General features: G+C 57.6%; 16 protein-coding genes. 7 read left to right on the top strand and 9 right to left on the bottom strand.

All coding sequences use genetic code 11. The features are described from left to right. Positions 1 to 170: 170 nt before the first annotated feature. Positions 171 to 3,731, top strand: coding sequence for an RCC1 domain-containing protein (locus DKK74_RS01950; RefSeq protein ID WP_110412818.1), 3,561 nt, complete (start codon positions 171 to 173; stop codon positions 3,729 to 3,731). A gap of 186 nt (positions 3,732 to 3,917) precedes the next feature. Here DKK74_RS01950 and DKK74_RS01945 read toward each other — a convergent pair whose 3' ends face one another. Together DKK74_RS01945 and DKK74_RS01940 are read right to left on the bottom strand one after the other, a co-directional pair. Then, entirely contained in the window at positions 3,918 to 5,306 is a 1,389-nt protein-coding gene (locus tag DKK74_RS01945) for an MFS transporter (RefSeq protein WP_110412519.1), read from the bottom strand. A gap of 51 nt (positions 5,307 to 5,357) precedes the next feature. Beyond that, complete coding sequence (locus DKK74_RS01940; protein WP_110412518.1) at positions 5,358 to 6,314, bottom strand: nucleoside hydrolase; 957 nt, start codon at positions 6,312 to 6,314, stop codon at positions 5,358 to 5,360. A 306-nt stretch (positions 6,315 to 6,620) separates the two neighbouring features. Here DKK74_RS01940 and DKK74_RS01935 point away from each other — a divergent pair, with 306 nt between their 5' ends. Beyond that, positions 6,621 to 7,991 carry a sugar porter family MFS transporter gene (locus tag DKK74_RS01935; protein WP_110412517.1) on the top strand — a complete coding sequence of 457 codons (1,371 nt, stop codon included), beginning with the start codon at positions 6,621 to 6,623 and terminating at the stop codon, positions 7,989 to 7,991. A 63-nt stretch (positions 7,992 to 8,054) separates the two neighbouring features. Here the strand turns inward: DKK74_RS01935 and DKK74_RS01930 are convergent, their stop codons facing one another. Both DKK74_RS01930 and DKK74_RS01925 read right to left on the bottom strand, forming a co-directional pair. Then, positions 8,055 to 8,258: a hypothetical protein gene (locus DKK74_RS01930; protein ID WP_015021464.1), complete on the bottom strand. Its 204-nt coding sequence runs from the start codon at positions 8,256 to 8,258 to the stop codon at positions 8,055 to 8,057. A 113-nt stretch (positions 8,259 to 8,371) separates the two neighbouring features. Then, positions 8,372 to 9,406: an alpha/beta hydrolase gene (locus tag DKK74_RS01925; protein ID WP_110412516.1), complete on the bottom strand. Its 1,035-nt coding sequence runs from the start codon at positions 9,404 to 9,406 to the stop codon at positions 8,372 to 8,374. A gap of 153 nt (positions 9,407 to 9,559) precedes the next feature. On the opposite strand from DKK74_RS01925, the gene DKK74_RS01920 reads away from it, so the two are divergent. From DKK74_RS01920 to DKK74_RS01910, 3 genes are all read left to right on the top strand, one after another. Continuing rightward, positions 9,560 to 10,279, top strand: a complete 720-nt coding sequence (locus tag DKK74_RS01920) for a DUF4391 domain-containing protein (protein WP_110412515.1) — start codon at positions 9,560 to 9,562, stop codon at positions 10,277 to 10,279. A 47-nt stretch (positions 10,280 to 10,326) separates the two neighbouring features. Further along, the gene (locus DKK74_RS01915) at positions 10,327 to 10,506 is read left to right on the top strand and encodes a hypothetical protein (protein ID WP_110412514.1); all 180 of its coding nucleotides are present in this window, start codon (positions 10,327 to 10,329) and stop codon (positions 10,504 to 10,506) included. Between the two features lie 84 nt (positions 10,507 to 10,590). Then, positions 10,591 to 11,721 (top strand): glycerate kinase, encoded by a 1,131-nt coding sequence (locus DKK74_RS01910; protein WP_110412513.1) that lies wholly within the window; start codon positions 10,591 to 10,593, stop codon positions 11,719 to 11,721. 135 nt (positions 11,722 to 11,856) lie between these two features. Here the strand turns inward: DKK74_RS01910 and DKK74_RS01905 are convergent, their stop codons facing one another. Next, entirely contained in the window at positions 11,857 to 12,975 is a 1,119-nt protein-coding gene (locus DKK74_RS01905) for a zinc-binding dehydrogenase (protein ID WP_110412512.1), read from the bottom strand. A gap of 226 nt (positions 12,976 to 13,201) precedes the next feature. On the opposite strand from DKK74_RS01905, the gene DKK74_RS01900 reads away from it, so the two are divergent. Together DKK74_RS01900 and DKK74_RS01895 are read left to right on the top strand one after the other, a co-directional pair. Next, on the top strand, positions 13,202 to 13,897 hold the full coding sequence (locus tag DKK74_RS01900) for an SOS response-associated peptidase (protein WP_110412511.1): 696 nt from the start codon (positions 13,202 to 13,204) through the stop codon (positions 13,895 to 13,897). Between the two features lie 137 nt (positions 13,898 to 14,034). Next, on the top strand, positions 14,035 to 15,111 hold the full coding sequence (locus DKK74_RS01895; RefSeq protein ID WP_146210525.1) for a LacI family DNA-binding transcriptional regulator: 1,077 nt from the start codon (positions 14,035 to 14,037) through the stop codon (positions 15,109 to 15,111). Positions 15,112 to 15,336: 225 nt separating this feature from the next. Here DKK74_RS01895 and DKK74_RS01890 read toward each other — a convergent pair whose 3' ends face one another. From DKK74_RS01890 to DKK74_RS01875, 4 genes are all read right to left on the bottom strand, one after another. Next, entirely contained in the window at positions 15,337 to 16,656 is a 1,320-nt protein-coding gene (locus DKK74_RS01890) for an ABC transporter substrate-binding protein (protein WP_258334409.1), read from the bottom strand. Positions 16,657 to 16,725: 69 nt separating this feature from the next. After that, complete coding sequence (locus DKK74_RS01885; protein WP_110412508.1) at positions 16,726 to 17,703, bottom strand: carbohydrate ABC transporter permease; 978 nt, start codon at positions 17,701 to 17,703, stop codon at positions 16,726 to 16,728. Further along, entirely contained in the window at positions 17,700 to 18,572 is an 873-nt protein-coding gene (locus DKK74_RS01880; protein ID WP_110412817.1) for a carbohydrate ABC transporter permease, read from the bottom strand. Before DKK74_RS01880 ends, DKK74_RS01885 begins: the two co-directional genes overlap by 4 nt. A gap of 526 nt (positions 18,573 to 19,098) precedes the next feature. Next, positions 19,099 to 19,752, bottom strand: coding sequence for a peptide deformylase (locus DKK74_RS01875; protein WP_110412507.1), 654 nt, complete (start codon positions 19,750 to 19,752; stop codon positions 19,099 to 19,101). Between the last annotated feature and the right edge of the window lie 14 nt (positions 19,753 to 19,766).

Here is a 19,766-nt window from a genome sequence, read left to right as displayed (position 1 = left end):
GGGCGAAAACAGGGGTGTCGGGGACCGGCTGGCTTTTCATTACTGGTTCCTGCGATTGGATGCAGGGCTGGCGAAGGTAGGAAATACGGCTTTCCGACAGTAATGACGTTAAGATATGCCAAGGCAGGCGGTGTTTATACCGCTTGATGTTGGTTGGGGGGGTTGGTTTCATGTGTCTGGTTTCCCGTCTGCGTCGCATCTGTGCGATGATGATTGTCCTGCTGGGCCTGCTGGCAGGCCTGGGCGTCGCATCCGCCCAGGCGGACGCTCCTGCACCCGCCGGATCAGGCCCTCGCGTAGCTGGGCAAACCCCCGCCATTCCCCCCAGCCGCGCAACCACTACTCCCCTGCCTTCACCCTCGCCTCCGGAAGCCGCCTCGCCGTTAAGCTCGGCGACGCCAAATCCGGACATCCCGTCATCGCCGGTCGGCACTCCTGACAGCCCTGGCTCCGCTTCAGACAAGCCATCCGATCAGACGGATGACCAGGCCTCGCATATGGTGCGCTTCGACCCGACCGACGGGAGCAGGCCAACCCAGGCAGCCGTGAAGACCGGGATTCTCGCCGCCCCTCCGGAACACAATCCTCAGCGTGAGGGCTTCCGGTTCGACGGGTGGACGCTTGACGGCCAGCCCTATGACTTCCAGGCCCCGGTCCTCCAGGACACGACCCTGAAAGCAAAATGGTCGAAAACCACAGACTGGACGCTGAGCCCGGACCACGGGCCCGCCTCTGGCAGCCAGCTGGCCATCAGCCCGCCCGAGAAGCAAGAACCACGTTTCAGCAGTATCCACGCCGCAGGCGAGCAGTTCCTCGGCCTGACCGGCGACGGCCGCATCCACACTTGGTCGCAGGAGGGCAAGCCATCACAGGTGCCCTTCCCCGCCCAGGCTCCCGAAGGGTTCCACTACCTGCAGGCCGCAGCCGGCAGCCGGTGGCGGGCCGCCTTGGGATCCGACCAGCGGATCTACACCTGGACCAGCCGGCAGGCCACGCCCACCATCCTCAACACCGACCGGAACACCGGGTTCACCAGCATCAGCACGGACAATGACCTGCTTCTGGCGGTGGACCGGCAGGGACAGGTCCACGCCTACCAGGCCAGCCAGGCCGGCAGCCAGGACCAGACCCCGGAATTCACCCAGAAGGCCACGGTCAGCCTGCCCGGGCAGGCGCATGCCGTGATCGCCGTCGCCTCCGACAAGCGGATCCTCATCGTGGACGCGGACGGGCAGGCCTGGACCTGGGAGACGAGCAAGATTGGAAAAGCCGAACCCGTCAAACAGGAGCCGGGCATGCGCATCATCAAAGCCCAAGCCCTCAACAAGGGGTTCATCCTCCTGGACGCGGACGGGCAGGCCTGGTACCTGTCAGACAGCACAACCGCCATGACCCAGGTCAATCTGCAAGAAGGCGTGCAGGCCAGCAGGATCGCCGGCAACAAGGACCAGGCCATCATCACCGACACGCACGGCCAAGTCTGGGCCTGGAAGCCCGGCAGCAAACCCGTCCGGGCGGACAACGGGAGCCAGCCCTACATGCAAGCCATCGAAGCCGACGGCAGGATCACCGCCACCAGCAGACAAGGCAGCCTATACCAGTGGAGCCTGGACGCTCAAGGCAAGCCCGGCAAGCCAAGCAGACTCGTCTCCAGCACCGCGACCATACTGGAATCAGCCAGCCTGGACGGCCAGACGCTCACACTCACCAAGACCGGCGACGCCTGGCAGACGCAGGCTCCCGCCCACAAGCCCGGACCAGCCTCAATCACCATCACCGGCAGGCAGAACAGCCAGCCCTTCACCAGAAGCCTCAACTACACCGTCGACCAGCCCCTGACCAGGGACGCCGAACGAAGCTCTGCACTGACGGTCCACTTCGACGCAGGAGAGGGAAACCCCAAACCCGCAGACCAGAATGTCTCCGCCCCGTACGGCAGGGCCAGGCGCCCCTCCCCAGACCCGACACGCCAAGGCTACCAGTTCGACGGATGGTTCACCGGGCAGGTCGCCTACGACTTCAGCACACCCGTCACCCAGAACCTCACCCTCACCGCCAAATGGACAAGCACAAGCGCCAGCAACACATGGAGCATCAACCCCGACAGAGGCAGCCGGACAGGAGGGCAGCAGACCACCATCACACCGCCAACGACTACCAACGGCACCAAATTCAACCAGATTGCCGGGTCAACAGACTATAACTATGGTTTTTCCTTGGCGGTGGGCAGCGACGGGAACGCCTACGCCTGGGGAAACAACACGTATGGCCAGCTCGGCGACGGGACGACCGTCAACCCCCGGACTACGCCAATCATGGTGAAGAAGCCTACAGGCACGCCGTCGGCTTTCACCTACGTACAAGTCAGCGCCGGCGGCTCTCACTCACTGGCCCTCGGCAGCGACGGATACGCCTACGCCTGGGGAAACAATGGTGTTGGCCAACTCGGCAACAACACCACCAGCGGCGACAATGCGAATTCTGTTCCCGTGCGCGTACGCGACCCCAACAGCCCCACTGACACAGGCAAAGGACTGAAAGCCATACAGGTCAGCGCTGGAAGCAATCATTCTCTGGCACTAGGTAGCGATGGGAACGCCTACGCCTGGGGAAGCAACGCGTATGGCCAGCTCGGCGACGGGACGACCGGCAACCCCCGGACTACGCCGGTCATGGTGAAGAAGCCTATAGGCACGCCGTCGGCTTTCACCTACGTGCAGGTCAGCGCCGGTAACAATTATTCGCTGGCCCTAGGCAGCGACGGATACGCCTACGCCTGGGGAAACAACCCATATGGCCAGCTCGGCAACAACACCAGCAGTGGGTTTTCCTCTGTCCCCGTACGCGTATGCAATCCCTCGACAAGATCCAACGTTAATACGGGGCTGAAAGCCATCCAGATCAGCGCCGGATTTTATCATTCAATGGCCGTGGGCAGCGACGGATACGCCTACGCCTGGGGAAACAACCCGAATGGCCAGCTCGGCAACAACACCAGAACATCTTCCACTGTCCCCGTGCGCGTACGTGACTCTGGCAACCCCTCCGATGCAAGCACAGGGCTGAAAGCCATTCAGATTAGCGCCGGAGGCTGGCATTCGCTGGCTATCGACACGAATGGGAACACATTGGCGTGGGGAGCCAACTGGTATGGTGGGCTCGGTAACAACGATTCGGGAGATCGGCTTACCCCTGTAAAGGTGTTCGCTTCCGAGCAGTCTACAAATGCAGTCGGCCCCTGGCTGAACGCTGCGCGAGTGAGCGCCGGATACTATAATTCGCTGGCGATCGACAAAAACGGGAATACCAAAGCATGGGGATGGAACGAATACGGCCACCTCGGTGACGGCACTACCGACGACTCTAAGGTCCCTGTGGCGGTGGCGTTCAATTTGCAGCCGGTGATCACCGGCGTCAAATTCGACCGCGATGCCGCAAAAGGCCTGACGCGCGGCGATGGCAACAGCGTTACCGTGACCACGCCCGCGCACCTACCTGGCACGGTCACGGTCAGCGTCGACTACACGCTGGGCGGCGCAGGAAGCACCCTGACCTACAACAACCTCCAATACACGTACATGCCTGTAGCGCCTCCAGGCGTGCTCCCCCGGGCCGGAGGGGAAGGCATCCTGCTCGCCCTGACCACCGGCATGACCGGCATGGGCGGGGTGCTGGCATCCCGCCGCCACCGCAGAGAACAACTACAGCTGCTACACGCTTCACACGAGTAAGACAGGCCGGGAACGGATCACCCCCCGGCCAGAACAGGGAGCAGGGAGGCCAGCGTCAATAAAGGCTCAAACCCCAAGTGAGCCGACACTCCTCCCGCGCTCCCACCACGCATATCAGTCGACCCCCCAAGCGCAGCACAGGAAGCAACTCCTCTTATAGCGCTCGGACGGTCGACTACAACTGTCCTACTGCTGGTCTGCAGTCGTAGCGTAGATGGTCTTCTTGCAGATCAAATACACAACCAGGCCCAGCAGGGACACAGCAGCCCCGATCAGCAGCAGGTTGCTATAGTTGGCAGCCGGACCAGTGGCGCCCATGATGCTGAAGCCCTCCAGGCTGGGCTTGCCCATCAGGCCGCCGATGATGGCGATGCCGATGGAGCCGGTCACGTTCATGACCAGATCGTTCATGCCCACGCCGCGGCCCGACTGGTCCTGAGGCAGGGTGTCAAGCACAGTGGAGACGATGGGCGAATACATCAGTCCGACCCCGGCATAGTAGACGCAGGCAGTCAGTGTTAGGGCCAGCAGACCGGAGTTGACCACCAGAGCCGTCCCTGCGAAGCCCAGGATCATCAGGCAGGCGGCGATGATGATGGCGGGCTTGCGGCCGATCCTGTCCACGATGGCGCCCGATGTGGTGCCCAGCACAGCGGCCACCAGGAAGGCCCAGACCACATGCAGGGAGACCGTGGTGGTCGACACCTTGTAGACGTCACGCCCGATGGCGTTGAAGATGGGCGACATGCAGTAGTTCATGAAGTAGAAGATCAGGATCAGCCCGATGCCCATCAGCCAGCGCTTGTTGCGGAAGAAGTCCGGGGTGATGAAGGGGCGCCGGGCCCGGCTGATGTACAGGGCGAAGATCAGGTAGCAGACAGCGGAGGCCGCCAGCAGCCACCATGCCGTGTAAGAGAAGAAGAGGGTCAGCAGGGCCGTGGCCAGCCCGAAGATGACGAAGCCCAGCCAGTCCACCTTCTCACCGTTGCCGCCGCCGGTTGGCAGGCTCTTGAGCAGGATGGGCAGGAAGATGATGGTGACCGCGGGAATCAGGAAGAGGTACTGCCAGGCTATGGAGCTGAGCAGGCCGGCGGCGAAGATGCCGATGGCTGCAGACACCTGGTAGCCAGCTGTGAAGATGCCGAAGAAGATCACCTTCAGGGAGGGCTTGAGGTACTTGGTGGCCACGACCAGGTAGGCCGAGCCAGCCACCTGTTCGCCGGCGGTCTGCAGCAGCCGGGCCGCAATCACATTCCAGATGTTGGGGGCCATGATCGTATTGGCCACGTACCCATACACGGACCCGACGAACAGTATGCACAGACCGAAGGTGACCAGCTTGCGCAGGGATACGAAGTCTCCCAGAGACCCATAGATGAAGCAGACGATGCCCAGGACGATGCTGGGCAGAGCCGTGATCAGCGAGGCCTGGTCGGGAGCACCGGCGTCCTTGCCGACCTGCTGGAAGACCAGGTTGAAGCCCTGCAGGCACAGGGTGCCCAAGACGAAGGTGATCAGCAGCAGGATCAGCGATCGTACGGCTGTCGAATCCTCGGTGGATTGCTTTTCGGACATAATGTCTTCAATTCTCTTTCTCTTGCGTGAACTTGCCGGGGATGGCGGACCTCAGTCAGCCCTGGAGGCCAGCTTCGTGATGCGGGTCATGAACTCGTCCAGGAAACGGGGCACGTCCACGCCGACGGCCACGCGCATGGTCTTGTTCGGATCGTTGAGCCGCTGCTCGTCACCGATGGTGCGCCCGCGAGTGGCCCCTTTGGTCTCCACCTTCATGTTCATGGGCAGGGTGGTGACCAGGGTCGGATCCACGGCCACGCCCACGGCCAGCGGATCGTGCAGGCCGCAACCACCCAGGTGGGGCGAAGTGGTTTCATAGGCCTTGATGTAGAAGTCGGTCATGTCCGCCAGGAAGGTGCCCGCCGCAGTGCCCAGCTGCCGCCAGCGGGCGGTCTCCTTGTAGGTGAGCAGGGTCTGTAGCGTCACGTCCAGGCCGACCATGGTCACGGGCGCACCGGAGCGGAAAAGCACGTCGGCCGCGTCCGGATCCTGGGAGATATTGGCCTCTTGCCAGGCATCAACATTGCCCGGCACGGTCAGAGCCCCGCCCATGAGCACGATGGAGCCGATGCGCTGGGCAATATCAGGCTCCTTGGCCAGGGCAGCAGCGATGTTGGTCATGGGGCCGGTGGGCACGTAGACCAGATCCTTGCCGTAAATGTTTACTGCATCAATGATGAAGTCCACAGCCGACTGCGTCTCAGCCTTGCGGTTCGAGTCGGGGATGGCCACGTCACCGATGCCGTTCTCTCCGTGGATGAAGGCGGAGACAGGCAGCACCTCGAAAGAGTCCGCCTTGGAGGCGTGGGGCAGACCCGGATAGACCTTGACCTCTGGGTGGCCCAGCAGGTCGGTGATGGCCAGATCGTTGCGGATGCCCTGCTCCAGCAGCACGTTGCCGTAGGTGCCCGTTATGCCGATCAGCTCAACTTCGGGGCTGCCTAAGGCATAAGAGATAGCTAGAGTGTCGTCGACACCAGTGTCCAGATCGAGAATCAGCTTGCGCATACAATGTTTCCTTTCATTGCCAGGCTGTATGAAACCATGGCCGTATGCATCCACGATGTCCTTGTGATGGATGCTTGTTTATCATATGCGAAATTGGGCAGTTTCGCTGCCCATGACAGGCGCAAGTCGTGGACAATATCCTCAAATGTTCATGTAGCCGGCAACTAAGGCCTGTATAGCGAATCCAGAAGCTGGTTTTTCGGGCGATTCCCTGGTTCACCATGGCGAGCCGGACCGCCGGCCCACTCCCCCAGGTGCCTATGATTACTCTGATTCTGCCCGGATGATCTGGCGAAAGGGGAACTCATGACCGCGATTCAAGGACGGTGGCGCAATCTGCAACTGATGACCGCCCTGGGTGTACTGGCCGGTGGCCTCTACGGCTATACCCTGACTGTCATTTCCGGAGCGCTGGTCGGGATGAACCTAGGGTCTGACTCGGGTGGACATCTGACGGCCGGCGAACAGGGCATGGTCACCTCAGCCCTGCTGATAGGCGCCGCGCTGGGATCCTACCTGGCAGGCAAGTTCAACGACCGCTTCGGCCCCAAGCACATCATCCTGGCCGGTGCCCTGGTGGCCATTCCAGGAGCTCTGCTGAGCGCTTTGGCTCCCAGCCTGGCCCTGCTGGGACTGGGAAGATTGATCATCGGGGCTGGCATCGGCATGACCTCCACCATCGTGCCCATCTACCTGGCCGATATGGTCGGCACCGCGGAACGCGGACGGGTGGTTTCGGTCAACTCGGTCATGATCGTGGTCTGGCAGTTGCTGGCGGTCAGCGTCAACGCCATCCTGGACCGGATGGGTGCCGACTGGCGAACCATGCTCTGGGCGGTAGTGCCACCCGCCATCCTGCTGGCCCTGCTGGCCTGCTTCCTGCATGACAGCCCGGCCCATCTGATCCGCCGGGGCCAACCGGACCAGGCAGAGGCCTTCCTTGAATCCACCCGCGACGAGGCAGAAGCCCGGGTGACCATGCAGGAGCTGTCGCAGACGGCGAGCGCGAGGGCCGCCAGCTTCAAGGCCCCCTGGCTCCGGCGGGTGCTGATCGTGGGCATCGGCGTAGCCATGATCAACCAGCTGACCGGGCTGAACATCGTCAACTACTACGCGCCGACCATCTTCACCGACACCCTGGGCTTCGCCCCCTCCCTGTCCATGGTCGCCACCGTGCCCGTCATCCTGGTCTCCGCCATAGCGGCCACCATCGGAGGGCTGGGACTGATCGACCGTTTCGACCGCCGCGTCATTCTGGCCGTGGGACTTGCAGGCACCATCATCTTTCTGGCTGCAATCGGAGTCTGTTATCGGTTCGTCGGCGCCCCCGGCAGCGGGTCACGAACGGCCGCTTGGATCATGATCGGTATGATGATGATTTATGTGGTCTTCGTCCAGGGCCTGGTGGCCCCGGTCACCTGGCTGCTCCTGTCCGAAATCTTCCCTCAGCAGGTCAAGAGCCGGGGCATGGGCTACGCCAACGTGGCCATGAACCTGACCAACTTCGGACTCTCCCTGGTCTTCCCCACCTTGCTGGCCCGGCTGGGCGGCACCGGCACCTATCTGCTCTTCGCCCTGATCAATGTGTGCGCCCTGGTTTTCGCCTGGGTCATGGTGCCCGAGACCCGAGGCAAGAGCCTGGCCCAGATCGATCAGGAGGCCCGGGCCCGGGCATGAAAAGAGGGCGGAACCGGATAACGGCCCGCCCTTATGGAATCTGATATCTCAGATTCTGATGCTTCAGATGTTGAAGACCTGCTTGGCCAGCTTGGCGATGGTGTCGCCGCCCAGCTGTGCGACATCATTCTTGCACTGGTTGATCCTGCCGAAGAGCTGGTCCGCATCGTTGTATGACAGGGGCTGGCCGATCTCCTTGGACAGGTCAACCAGCTGGTCGATGGTCTCCAGGTTGCTCAGCTTCTCTACCAAGGTCTTCTCGTCCATGAATTACTCCTCTATAAGCGGCGGTGCAGACACCGGGGGCCTTGCGCCATCGATGCCCACCTTTCTCTTCCCATCATAGCCAGCGACCGGATGAACCGGGCGCGCAAAGAGGCTTAAATCAGGTCATAGGAAAAATCGTGGATCTGATCCAGGGCCTGCCGACTCTCCTCCAGCCAGGTCATGGCCACCGGATAGACGTGTCCCAGGGTCTGCAGACGGTTGGGCCTCAGGTCGTGCAGCTCGAAGTCACGGCCTTTCCTGCACAGAATCTCAGCCATCTTAAGCGCGTCGCTCTGCAGAAAGTCGTCGGCGCTGGTGTTTAGGAAGACCGGAGGCAGGCGGACCATATCAACCATGGTCGTCAGGTCGGCCACCTGGTCGCCCCCAGCCTGCACGAATCTTCTAAAGAAGGATGGAGCAACTATAGTCAGGCCATCGGTGGGCGAACCAGTCGGATGGAAGCCTTCCAGATCCACCGTCAAGTATGGAGTCAGATCGAGCAGGCCTGAGACCAAGGCAGCGCCCCGAGGCCGCAAACCGGCAGGCTTCAGCCCCAGCCTTTGCGCAAATTGGTTATCGGACTCCACTGCCAACGTATAGAGAGCCAGCGTGCCTCCGGCCGAGTCACCCGTCAGAAAGATCCGATCAGGTGAAACCGGATACTCGTCCAGGTGGTTCTTGATCCAGGTCAGGGCCGTCAGCACGTCACCCAGCTGACCCATGAAGTCCGTGCTGGGGACCAGCCGGTAGTTGACCGAGAAGACCGCAAAGCCACGCTGGGCCAGGTGGGTGCAGAAGTTCCGGTTGAGCTCCTTGTAGCCGTACATGAACCCGCCGCCGTGGATGTCGATGTATACCGGGGTCACCCTGCCGTTGCGCAGCAGGGCATCGTGAGGCAGATAAAGATCTAGCTTGTGTGCGCGCAAATCATCATCCACATAGGCGATGTCGTTCAGGCAATCTACCCCCTCGGGCACCTGCCAGTGACGGGAACGGGGAGCATCCATACGCCCAAAGGTCAGCCGGGAGCCCAGAACAGCCCGAGCAATATCCGGACTGCAGCCATCCAGGTCCCCGTCGACCTCGGTCCAGCCCTCCAGGAGTTCTCGTTCATCGTCGGTTACAGTCATCTCTGAATCTTTGCTCATTATTCAGCCCTCATCGCTCCAACCCGCAGATCACGTTCTCACATCCGGTCGTGTGGGTTTACAGCCAATATACATTGCCGGCAAACGGACACTCTTGCCCATGATCGCGCCCCTACCGGTAGAATAACGGAAACAGCGACAGAAAGGCCAAGGATGACAATCGCAACCTACGAAGGCGTGTCCGCGCTCTCCCTGGGCCTGCCGCCCACCACTGCCATTCCAGCAGCCAAGGGCGAACTACCCATACGAGCTTTCACCACGCGACCGCCCGTCTCTTCACGGCTGCGCCAGCACTTCTCCATCAGCGTCGACAAGATCGTCATGCTGGCCCTGCTGCGGCCCGGAACCATTCCTGTGACAGATGGCGCGCACTGCCATGAGGTGCTGGTCATGGCCGTCGGACTGAAGACCCCCGATGTGCCGGAGGATGTGCTGGAACATATCGCCGCCATGCGCTCCTCAGGCATGGTCTTCATCACCGTTCACCAGGGTGAAAAGGGTCTCGTTTGCACGCCGGCCGTCCGCCGAGCCCTGCCCACCAAAGCAGGTCATGAGACCAGACATACGCTCCACCTGGGTAGGCCTCGCTCAGCCGATAAGACCAATCTGACCCTGGTCGGCGACGATATGGACCAGCTCTGGGACAGCCTGTGCGCACAGGTAACCTTGGACCAGACCGACGGCAGGGATCTGGACAACCGACTCGCCGTACGCGAGCGCATCGACCTGCTCAAGGCCCAGGAGGCAAAACTGACCAGAGACCATGGCCGGGCCAGAACCACCCAGGATCGCAACACAGCCTTCGCCAAACTCCAGAAGGTCCGTGCCGAGCTGAATCAGCTTTCCGTCGATAATCAGACAACTGAGGTTTAGGCAGCAAAGCCGAGCCAGGCCTAGTCTGACATAGTTCCAGCCCAGACTTGCCCAAGCAGATCGCAAACCTCATCCAAGCCATGGGCGTGCCCGGACCTATGCTGGCACCTATCGCCAGTATTCTCATAGCCGCCGCAATCGCCATAAGCGTCATCCTGGGCAGCAGCTCCTTCGCCAAGCCCGTCAACATGACCCTGGGTGAGCGAATGAAGGTGGCCCCCCTTTGAGTTTCGGTAGGCCTGCCCATGACACTCGTGGACATGCTGGTCTATCTGGTCTTCTGAATCGACGAGTCAGGAAAGGTCGCAACCATGAAAATCATCATCGCACCCGATTCCTTCAAGGGCAGCCTGACCGCCAAGGAAGCCGCAAAGGCCATCGAACGCGGATTGCAACGCAGCCCCCTCAAGGCCGAAATGGTCCTGGTGCCCATGGCCGACGGCGGTGAAGGCACGGCCCAGTCTCTGGTCGATGCCACCGGAGGCCATATGATCCAGACCCAGGTCACCGGACCCCTGGGCCGGACCGTGAATGCCAGCTATGGCATCCTAGGCGACGGGCGGACAGCCGCCATCGAGATGGCTGCGGCCAGCGGCATCCAGTTCGTCAACGAGCAGACCCGAAATCCGCTGGTCACCACCACCTACGGTACGGGTGAGCTGATCAGCAAAGCCCTGGACCAGGGCGCGCAGGAGATCATCTTCGGCTTGGGCGGATCAGCCACCAATGACGGTGGCGCCGGCATGGCTCAGGCCCTGGGTGCCCGGCTCCTGGACGCTGACGGACGCGCATTGTCCCAGGGAGGAGCGGCGCTGGCCCGACTGGACCGAATCGACGTCTCCGGGCTAGATCCCCGTCTTGCCCGCACCCGGATTCGTCTGGCCTCAGATGTGACCAACCCCCTGACCGGCCCCGAAGGAGCATCGGCCGTCTTCGGCCCGCAAAAGGGGGCGGACCCATCCATGGTTGCCGTCCTGGATGCGGCCCTGGCTCACTATGCAGCCGTTATTCGCAAAGACCTGCACCGAGAGGTGGAGACCAAGCCGGGCGCAGGGGCCGCCGGAGGTCTGGGCGCAGGATTCCTGGCCTTTACTCCGGCGGTCATGGCATCGGGCGTCAATATTGTGGTGGACACCACCCACCTTAAAGAACTGGCCCGCGACGCTGACCTCTGCTTCACCGGCGAGGGCAGCATCGACTTCCAGACAGCTTTCGGCAAGACCCCCATGGGTACAGCCCAGGCCGTCAAGGAGTCCTCCCCCAGCTGCAAGGCCATCGCCCTGGCAGGTAACGTGGGCACCGGGACCGAAGAGCTCTACAAGGTGGGCATCGACGCCATCTTTAGCATCAGCCCCGGGGCCGTCAGTCTTGAGGTTGCCATGGCCAAGGCCGCCGACAACCTCGCCGCAGTGGCCGAGAACATCGGTAGACTCCTGGCCTGATCGGGCTTGAGGTTGTCAGAACGACAAAAAGGGCTCCGGATGTCTTTCACACCCGGAGTCCCCTGAATCCAGAACCCCTGTCAGGACCCCTGTTCGGCATAACCTTCAGCAGTCATGCCGAACAGCTGGAAGTGATCAGTCGAATTCGGTGATGACCGAACGGACGACCTCGCCGTTGATCAGCTGCTTGTAAGCCTCGTCGATCTGGCTCAGCTTGATGTGCTGGCTGACGATGTCATGCATGTTCAGCCGCCCATCCACAGCGAAGTCGGCATACATGGGGATGTCGTGCTTGATGTTGGTGGAGCCCATCAACACGCCCTTGAAGCCGCGCTGATGATTCAGCAGGTCGGCCGGGTTGATCTCCAGAGTGATTGTGGCATCCGGCTTGGCCATGCCGATCGCGTAGGCGGTGCCGCCCACGCCCAGTATGTCCCAGGCCTGCTTCATGGTGACGGGCAGACCGATGGCCTCGAATGCCTTGTCCACGCCGCCATTGGTCAGCTCGCGCACCTTGGCCACGGGGTCCTCATTCTTGGAGTTGATTACGTCGGTGGCACCGAACTTACGGGCGAACTCCAGCTTGTTGTCCAGCAGGTCGATGGCGATGATCCGCTTGGCGCCGCAAATCCTGGCTCCCGAGATGATGTTCAGACCGATGCCGCCGGTGCCGATCACGGCCACGGTATCGCCGGGGCGTACATGGGCGGTGTTGATGGCCGCACCTGCTCCGGTAATGGTGGCGCAACCGATGCAGGCTGCCTCATCCCACTTAACCTGGTTGTTGACCACAGCCAGCTGGTTCTCGTGGACCAGTGCCTTCTCGGCGAAGCCGCCGATACCGAAAGCCTGGGTGATGGGCCGGCCGTCGGGGAAGGACAGACGGGGCTTCTCACCCGCGCCGCGTACGCACTCCTGCTGCTGAGTGCAGGACTGAGGCTGGCCCTTGAGGCAGTTGGCGCAGTGTCCGCAGACCTGCTCCAAGGAAGCCACCACGCGGTCGCCAACCTTGATGGCGGACACCTCGGGGCCCACAGCCTCGACGATGCCCGAGATCTCATGGCCGATCACAGCCGGGAACGGGAAGGCCTTGTCGTCATCCTCCACCAGATGCAGATCCGAATGGCACAGACCCGAGGCCTGCACGTCCACAAGGACCTCCGCGCCGATAGGATCGTCAATGACAACCTCCTCGGGCTGGGCGAATCCCTTGCCGATACCGTAAGCAATCGATGCCTTGATCTTCTGAGGCATAAGCCATCTCCTAATAACCATGTTCCTGTCGGTTCATTCCGGCAGGACAAATGTATATCGTTAAATAATGTACTGTAGCCACGGTGGTCTTCAATGCACACGCCATTGTTGCAGAACACCTTATATTATAGCAGGGAAAGGCCTCAACTGCCATGTAAACTTTTCCCAGTAGAGGCCCTCCGGCGTTTCCTCTACGCTGGCTTCAAACCTCCATAGAATGAGGACCATGTGTGGACGATTCGCGGCTGACCTAGACTACTCCAGCCTGGCCGAGCATTATGGTGCCCAGCAGGCTCCGGGACTGCCCAAGCCCTCCTGGAACATCAGTCCTGGATCGGCCATCGCCCTGGTGGCCCAGGACCGACATGGACGACGGCACCTGCATACGGCCCGCTGGAACCTGGTCCCGTCCTGGTCGGACAGCGATCAGATGGCCTATCCCACCCACAACGCCCGAGTGGAGAGCGCTCTGACCAAGCGAACCTACGCGGACTCAGCCAGGAGTCAGAGGTCCATCATTCCGGCCAGCGGCTACTACGAGTGGACACCTGACCACCAGCCCTACTACTTCCAGGCTCCCGACGGCCACACCCTGAATATCGCCGGTCTCTACTCCTGGTGGCGGGCCAGACCCGGCCAGCCCTGGCTGCTGACGGCCACCATTCTGACGACGCAAGCCACGCCAGAGGCCGCCCGGGTGCACGACCGGATGCCCATGCTGATCACCGATGAGAACCTGGAGTCATGGCTGAATCCAGGCATGGACGGTAGGACGATTCTGCCAAAGGCTGTGGAGCCTGGCCGTCATGCCTCCGAAGAATTGATCATGCACCCGGTGGCGCCCTTGAAAGGGGACGGACCGGAACTGACCAAGGATATGGCTCTGAATCAGAGTGTCAAAAGGAGTCAGATTTTCAAGTAACTGGTGTAGGCCTCTTAATAAGATTATTCACCGAGCAGTCTACAGTAAGATGGACATATAGCTGAGGAAAGAACCGGCCAGCAGATTTCTTTCGGTTGGATACCGTGTTCGTACTTTCGGTAGACGTTGGAGAAAACATGCCAGCCAAGAGGACCACCATAAAGGATGTTGCCAAAAAGGCCAACGTATCCATTAGAACCGTCTCAAACGTCATCAACAACCGTGATGACCAAATGAGGCCAGGCACCAAGTCACGTGTCGAAAGGGCAATTAAAGACCTTGGTTATCAGGTGAATCGCTCGGCTAGGGCACTGAAAACCGGTAAAACCAAGGTGCTTGGTTTAGCAATGCCAGACTTCGACCAGCCTTTCATCGGATTCCTGGTGAACGCTTTCGACGAGGCTGCTCGCCGGAGGGGATACGCCACGGTAAGCAGTCTTTTCGGCTTCTCCAACGAGAGACGCAGAGACTTCGCTGATAGTATTCCTAGGATCAACGCGGACGGTTGGGCTTACCTATTTGAAGAGCCCATTCACCCAGACTCACCTCTTTTCCAGCAAAACGTGCCTCTAATCTTGATCAGCGACTATTCCTCCGCTGGCATGTATGACATCATCACTATGCCTAATACGGAATCCTCTCAATATCTCACCAATACTCTGTTCGACCAGGGAAGCTCTAGCATCGCCTTCATAGGCGCTCCCGAAAGCTTGTATGATAAATCAGCAGCAGATAGCGATAAACTCAAGTACCTCATCATGAACGCAACGGACGGGAATGGCACCCTTCGTTTGAAAGGGTATGTGCTGGCTCATCTTCAACATGGAAAGGAAATCCCCTGGAACCAGGTCATACCCACCAAACACATGACCAGCTTCAGTGGAGTGACAGCTACGTATAATCTTCTTAAAAACAAGGTGCTACCTGATTCTATAGTCTGTGTCAACGACGCTGTAGCCATGGGGGTTATCTCCACACTAATCCGTAACGGTTTCTCTATCCCTGAACAGATCCGTGTATGCGGTTTCGACAATATTCCTGAAAGTGAGATCTCAGTTCCGCCGCTGACTACGATCAACTTTCATATAGATCAATATGCTCAGCTTGCGGTTGATGCTCTGGTGAGCCGAATCAACGGGAACCTTGAGCCCGCGAATACCTTCACGTCCGGTTTCAATCTCATCGAGCGTGAATCGACTAGGATTTTCTCATAATCAATAGGACCCCAGAGGATTGATAAGCACAGTGTCTTGTGATGCGCTCTTACGGAATCGTGATCGTTTACGGCTGCATAAAATCCTTATATATTCGTACCGATAAGAAGCACTGAACAATACATAATTGTGGCTGAATATTCTGAAAACCTGTTCCTCTTTTATTATTAACAGGGAGGGCTGTTAATCCAGGCCCTCCCCGTAAATAGAGATAATCCTACCTATTTATTCCTTGACTTCGAATCCCTGATCCTTCCCATATTTCAAAAGGCCTTTACGCCAGTTGTTCAGTCCTTCTTTTAGTGTAACCTCACCAATAACAGCTTTACCGGCCGTATCTCCGTAGGTCGTCTGCGCATAAACCTGATAGGGCAAGAATTGCCATTTTGTATCAACAGTATCAGGCGCCTTGGCAAGAACTTCGTTTATCTTTTGGTCGCCGAAATAAGGATCAGAACGATCTAAAAAGTCTTTGTCCTGTAGCGTCCTTTTGTCAGCAGGGAACTGTCCCTTCTCAACGCGTGCTTTGATACCAGCAGAGTTATGGCAAACGAAATCTATGAACTTATAGGCTGCATCAGCCTGCTTGCTTGAAGCAAGGATGGCAAGAGAGGAGCCGCCATCTTCACCATTTGAAGGATGCCCTTCATCAAGCATGAGCATGGGGGCGACGCGCCATTGGCCCTTAGTATCAGGAGCGGAATCATCCAACATCGAACCCATCCACGCCCCGCACAAAAGCGAGGCGATGTGCCCATTATTTAAACTATGATTCCACTCATCTGACCATTGCACGGACTTAGTATCAAGCAATCCTTCGCTGAGCATCTTTTGCCAGACATCCAGTAGTCTGTCCAGGTTAGGGTTATTGTCAAAATTAATACCGAGCGTTTTGTCTTTGACTGTAAATGGATGGCTTCCTACGGCCCACATCATCTCCTCTAAAGGAGCAAATGCACCACTGTCATAGGAGATGTAATAGTCACTACCAAGCGCATGAATCTTCTTCGCGGCTTCATAATATTGGTCAAAAGTCTTAGGAGCCTCAGTCACACCCGCCTTATCGAAAATATCTTTATTGTAAAAAAGTGCCATAGGGCCTGTATCGACAGGCAAAGAATAAATATCTCCATTCACATTGACGGAATTCCAAGCACCTTTAGTATAAAAGTCCTTGTACGAGTCGGCCCCGTAGCCGGAAAGTTTCTTCAGCGAGCCCTGCATGGCGAACTGAGGAACTGCACCGTATTCTATCTGAGCAACATCCGGGGCTCCGGAACCCGCGGAGATGGCATTGCTTAGAGCTTGGTAATGCTTGTTGCTGGTGCCGACATTCGTTATCTTAACCTTGATGGATGGGTTCTTTTTCTCGAAGAGTTTGGCGGCATCCGTATAGGTTGGTTCCCAGGCCCAGACATTCAGAACAACCTGGTCACCATTACCTCCCGCGCTGCTTGAGTTACCGCTCCCGGATCCGCAAGCTGACACCGACAGAAGCATTGCACCCGCAATACAACCAGTCACTAATTTCTTCGTTGAAACCAATTTGTTATCTCCTTCTTGCTATTTGCTTCTTTAGAAATGCTAAAAATGCCAATTAATGCCGCCTGTTTATTACTCTTTGACTGCACCGGCAGCCAGACCAGACTGCCAATAACGTTGCAGGGTCAAAAAAGCAATAACCAGAGGTATGATTGTGATTAGACTCCCTGTGATAACAAGGTTCTGGATGGCCTGTCCTCCAGCTGTGCTTGCCTGATCTTTCCATTGATTTAGGCCGATGGTCAGCGGATACCATTGCGCGTCTTTGAGCATGATCAGGGGGAGGAAGTAGTTATTCCAAGTGGCGACAATGGTAAAAAGCGAACAAGTCACAACACCAGGCGCAAGAAGCGGAAGGCTAATCTGCCTGAATGTGCGCCATTCGGAGGCACCGTCCACTCTTGCCGCTTCCAGAAGTTCAGAGGGTACAGCTTGTTCTGAAAAAATCCACATCAAGTAGAGACCAAATGGACTAATCAGACTGGGAATGATCATGGACCAGGGAGTATTGGTCAGTCCGACTTTGGCGAAAAGAAGGAACTGAGGCACAGCAAGCGCTATACCGGGTACGCTGATTGAACCAATGATCACAGCGAATACAGCCCGCCGACCGGGAAACCGGAACTTTGCCAAAGCGTAGCCACCCATTACAGCAAATACCGTGGCTCCGCCAGCACCAATGACGACGTACAGAAGAGTATTAAGAAACCATCTTCCGAATATGCCATCCTGATACGTGAAGACAGTTCGGATGTTATCCCATAAAGCGAATGAATGCCCTAGACCCAAGCCAAAAGTACCCGTGAAGTCAGACTGGGTCTTGGTGGCGTTGATAATCAAATAGACAAAGGGAAACAGACAATAGACGGCAAATATACCGCAAACTAGCGTCATCCACATGGACCTGCGGGGGTTTGAGGGATTGTAGAAACCTTTAGTCGCCGCCCGTCTCCGCTCAGCTCGTTCATCCTTGGCAATTCTGCGCTGACGTAGCTGTTCCCGTCGCTTAGTCGTTCGGGCGTCTTTGATCAAGGTAATATAACTACTCATCGCATCTGCTCCTTCATGCTGTTCAGCTGGACCACGTATGCGATGGCCATAGTTATAGCAGCCATCACAATAGCCAAGGCTGCCGCATAGTTGCTTTGATTCCCCGAAAAACTCAGATTATATGCATACATGTTCGGGGTGAAATAAGAAGTGATTGAATTCCCCGGCACCATGCTTTGCATAACACTAGGTTCATTGAAAAGCTGGAAGGACCCGATAATACTGAAAATCACGGTGATTGCAAGCGAGCCGCGCAGCTCAGGCATCTTAATATTTCGCACTATCTTCCACTCAGATGCTCCGTCGATAGCTGCAGCCTCATAAAGGGAATGGGGAATGGTAGATAAGGAGGAGTAGAAAATCAGCATGTTGTATCCCGTAAACTCCCAAGTCACGATGTTGCCTATCGAGGCAAGAAGGACCGAAGGCTGCAATACATCTATATGGGTCCCAAAAAAGGAGTTGAATGTACCCACGAGGCCATATTTAGCCCCATACATGAAGCCCCAGATCAGAGCTGAGACCACAGCCGGAACCGCATAAGGGAGGAAGGTCGATATCCGGAAGAATTTGGTCCCATGCAAGCGCATGGAATCTAGCGCAAGGGCCATCAAAGCCGACAGACAGAGCATGATGGGAACCTGGACGATGGTGAATACAACGACCCTACGAACAGAAGACCAGAACTGTGCATCACGGAAAAGGCGGGTGTAGTTTGCCAGACCAACAAATGAATTGCCGCCAACCAGACGTTGCTGGTAGAGCGAAAGCCAGATTGCGTAGACGATGGGAATGACAAAGACCAGGATAAACATAACTGCGAATGGCCCCATGAATTTCCAGCCGCGCCAATCCTTACGGTGACTCATTTCACCAGCCAAATGACCCTCGCTACTTTCTCCCCTGGGAATCGTCGGTGAGGTGCTGACCCTATCCATCACGTCCTCCTCTTTGAAGGAATAGCTTACGGTGTTGTAAGCACAACAACGTTATAGAAATTAGATCTGATTATTTGTGCTGAACCAGAATAAATCGCTTGATTCAACATAAAAGTCGCTGTCGTCTTTTTCTATAACGTTATAGTTATAACACCTGGTTCTCAGTTTTGCAAAGCACATGGTCGTTTATAAAACCGTTAGGCATTCCTTGCATAGAAGAATAGGAACGTCCTGAATAGATATTCTTCGGCCTTCGCGCGTCTGTGCGTTTAATGCCCGCTTACCTGGCCCAGGTTGGACATTGCTCTCGACTATGACACGAGTATTCGCAGGAACTGAGGTAGCGGCCAGTACAAGATGAGATGGATCTAAACAACCTAAAAGATAGGTTGGCTTAAGAACGTAGTATTTTGTTGTACTCTCGTACCAACAGGTAGGAATAGTGCGTCTAATGGATTTAAAACGAAAATCCCAACTCCATAGCAGCCTCGGTAGGTACCGGGTCAAAAGCCCAGTATTCACTCAGGTTATCGTCTGAAGAGAGGCTGCGGATCTCAGCCTGGTCTATATACACCTCTCCCGAAAGATGGTCGGTCTCATGTTGAAAAATACGGGCCGGCCATCCGTGCATGGCCTCCCGATGCTTCTTGCCAGTCTCATCCTGCCAGTTGGCGGTGATGTCAAGCCAACGACCACGGACAGCCTGGTACCCCTCCAGGGAAAGGCATCCCTCATAGAAAGCCTTCCTGGCAGTACCCACAGGTTCATATGAGGGATTAATGATGGCCCTAAAAGGTAGTTCTGCAATTTCGCGTGGGTCGTCTTCGTCATCACGCAAGTGGTCCTCAACCACCGCAATGGCCAGACTCAGACCGATCTGGGGAGCAGCCAATCCCACGCCCGGAGCCTCAAGCATTGTCCTGCGCATGGCCTTGACCAGACGGTTCAAGGTTTTTCTGGAGAGTTGACCAGTATAGGTTTGCGTCTTCTGACGCAGTACCGGCTCTCCCATCTGGACAATGGGTAGGGTACCCTGTCTCCCAGCGCTAGAGAGCATGGTATCGACCTGACGATTCAGGGAAGTGTCTATTCTGCCGTTTCTTTCGAACATGGTGTCCTTCCTGG

This window comes from Bifidobacterium asteroides (assembly GCF_003202755.1).
Taxonomy (GTDB): domain Bacteria; phylum Actinomycetota; class Actinomycetes; order Actinomycetales; family Bifidobacteriaceae; genus Bombiscardovia; species Bombiscardovia asteroides_F.
The sequence above is the reverse complement of the archived record's forward strand: the minus strand, read 5'-3'. Positions and strand labels throughout refer to the sequence as shown.

What these genes read in the sequence shown, in the direction of transcription:
- DKK74_RS01935 (WP_110412517.1), top strand. Translation starts at nt 6,621, where the DNA reads ATGACCGCGATTCAAGGACGGTGGCGCAATCTGCAACTGATGACCGCC.
- DKK74_RS01930 (WP_015021464.1), bottom strand. Translation starts at nt 8,258, where the DNA reads ATGGACGAGAAGACCTTGGTAGAGAAGCTGAGCAACCTGGAGACCATC.
- DKK74_RS01925 (WP_110412516.1), bottom strand. Translation starts at nt 9,406, where the DNA reads ATGAGCAAAGATTCAGAGATGACTGTAACCGACGATGAACGAGAACTC.
- DKK74_RS01940 (WP_110412518.1), bottom strand. Translation starts at nt 6,314, where the DNA reads ATGCGCAAGCTGATTCTCGATCTGGACACTGGTGTCGACGACACTCTA.
- DKK74_RS01945 (WP_110412519.1), bottom strand. Translation starts at nt 5,306, where the DNA reads ATGTCCGAAAAGCAATCCACCGAGGATTCGACAGCCGTACGATCGCTG.
- DKK74_RS01950 (WP_110412818.1), top strand. Translation starts at nt 171, where the DNA reads ATGTGTCTGGTTTCCCGTCTGCGTCGCATCTGTGCGATGATGATTGTC.
- DKK74_RS01910 (WP_110412513.1), top strand. Translation starts at nt 10,591, where the DNA reads ATGAAAATCATCATCGCACCCGATTCCTTCAAGGGCAGCCTGACCGCC.
- DKK74_RS01885 (WP_110412508.1), bottom strand. Translation starts at nt 17,703, where the DNA reads ATGAGTAGTTATATTACCTTGATCAAAGACGCCCGAACGACTAAGCGA.
- DKK74_RS01920 (WP_110412515.1), top strand. Translation starts at nt 9,560, where the DNA reads ATGACAATCGCAACCTACGAAGGCGTGTCCGCGCTCTCCCTGGGCCTG.
- DKK74_RS01895 (WP_146210525.1), top strand. Translation starts at nt 14,035, where the DNA reads ATGCCAGCCAAGAGGACCACCATAAAGGATGTTGCCAAAAAGGCCAAC.
- DKK74_RS01880 (WP_110412817.1), bottom strand. Translation starts at nt 18,572, where the DNA reads ATGAGTCACCGTAAGGATTGGCGCGGCTGGAAATTCATGGGGCCATTC.
- DKK74_RS01900 (WP_110412511.1), top strand. Translation starts at nt 13,202, where the DNA reads ATGTGTGGACGATTCGCGGCTGACCTAGACTACTCCAGCCTGGCCGAG.
- DKK74_RS01875 (WP_110412507.1), bottom strand. Translation starts at nt 19,752, where the DNA reads ATGTTCGAAAGAAACGGCAGAATAGACACTTCCCTGAATCGTCAGGTC.
- DKK74_RS01905 (WP_110412512.1), bottom strand. Translation starts at nt 12,975, where the DNA reads ATGCCTCAGAAGATCAAGGCATCGATTGCTTACGGTATCGGCAAGGGA.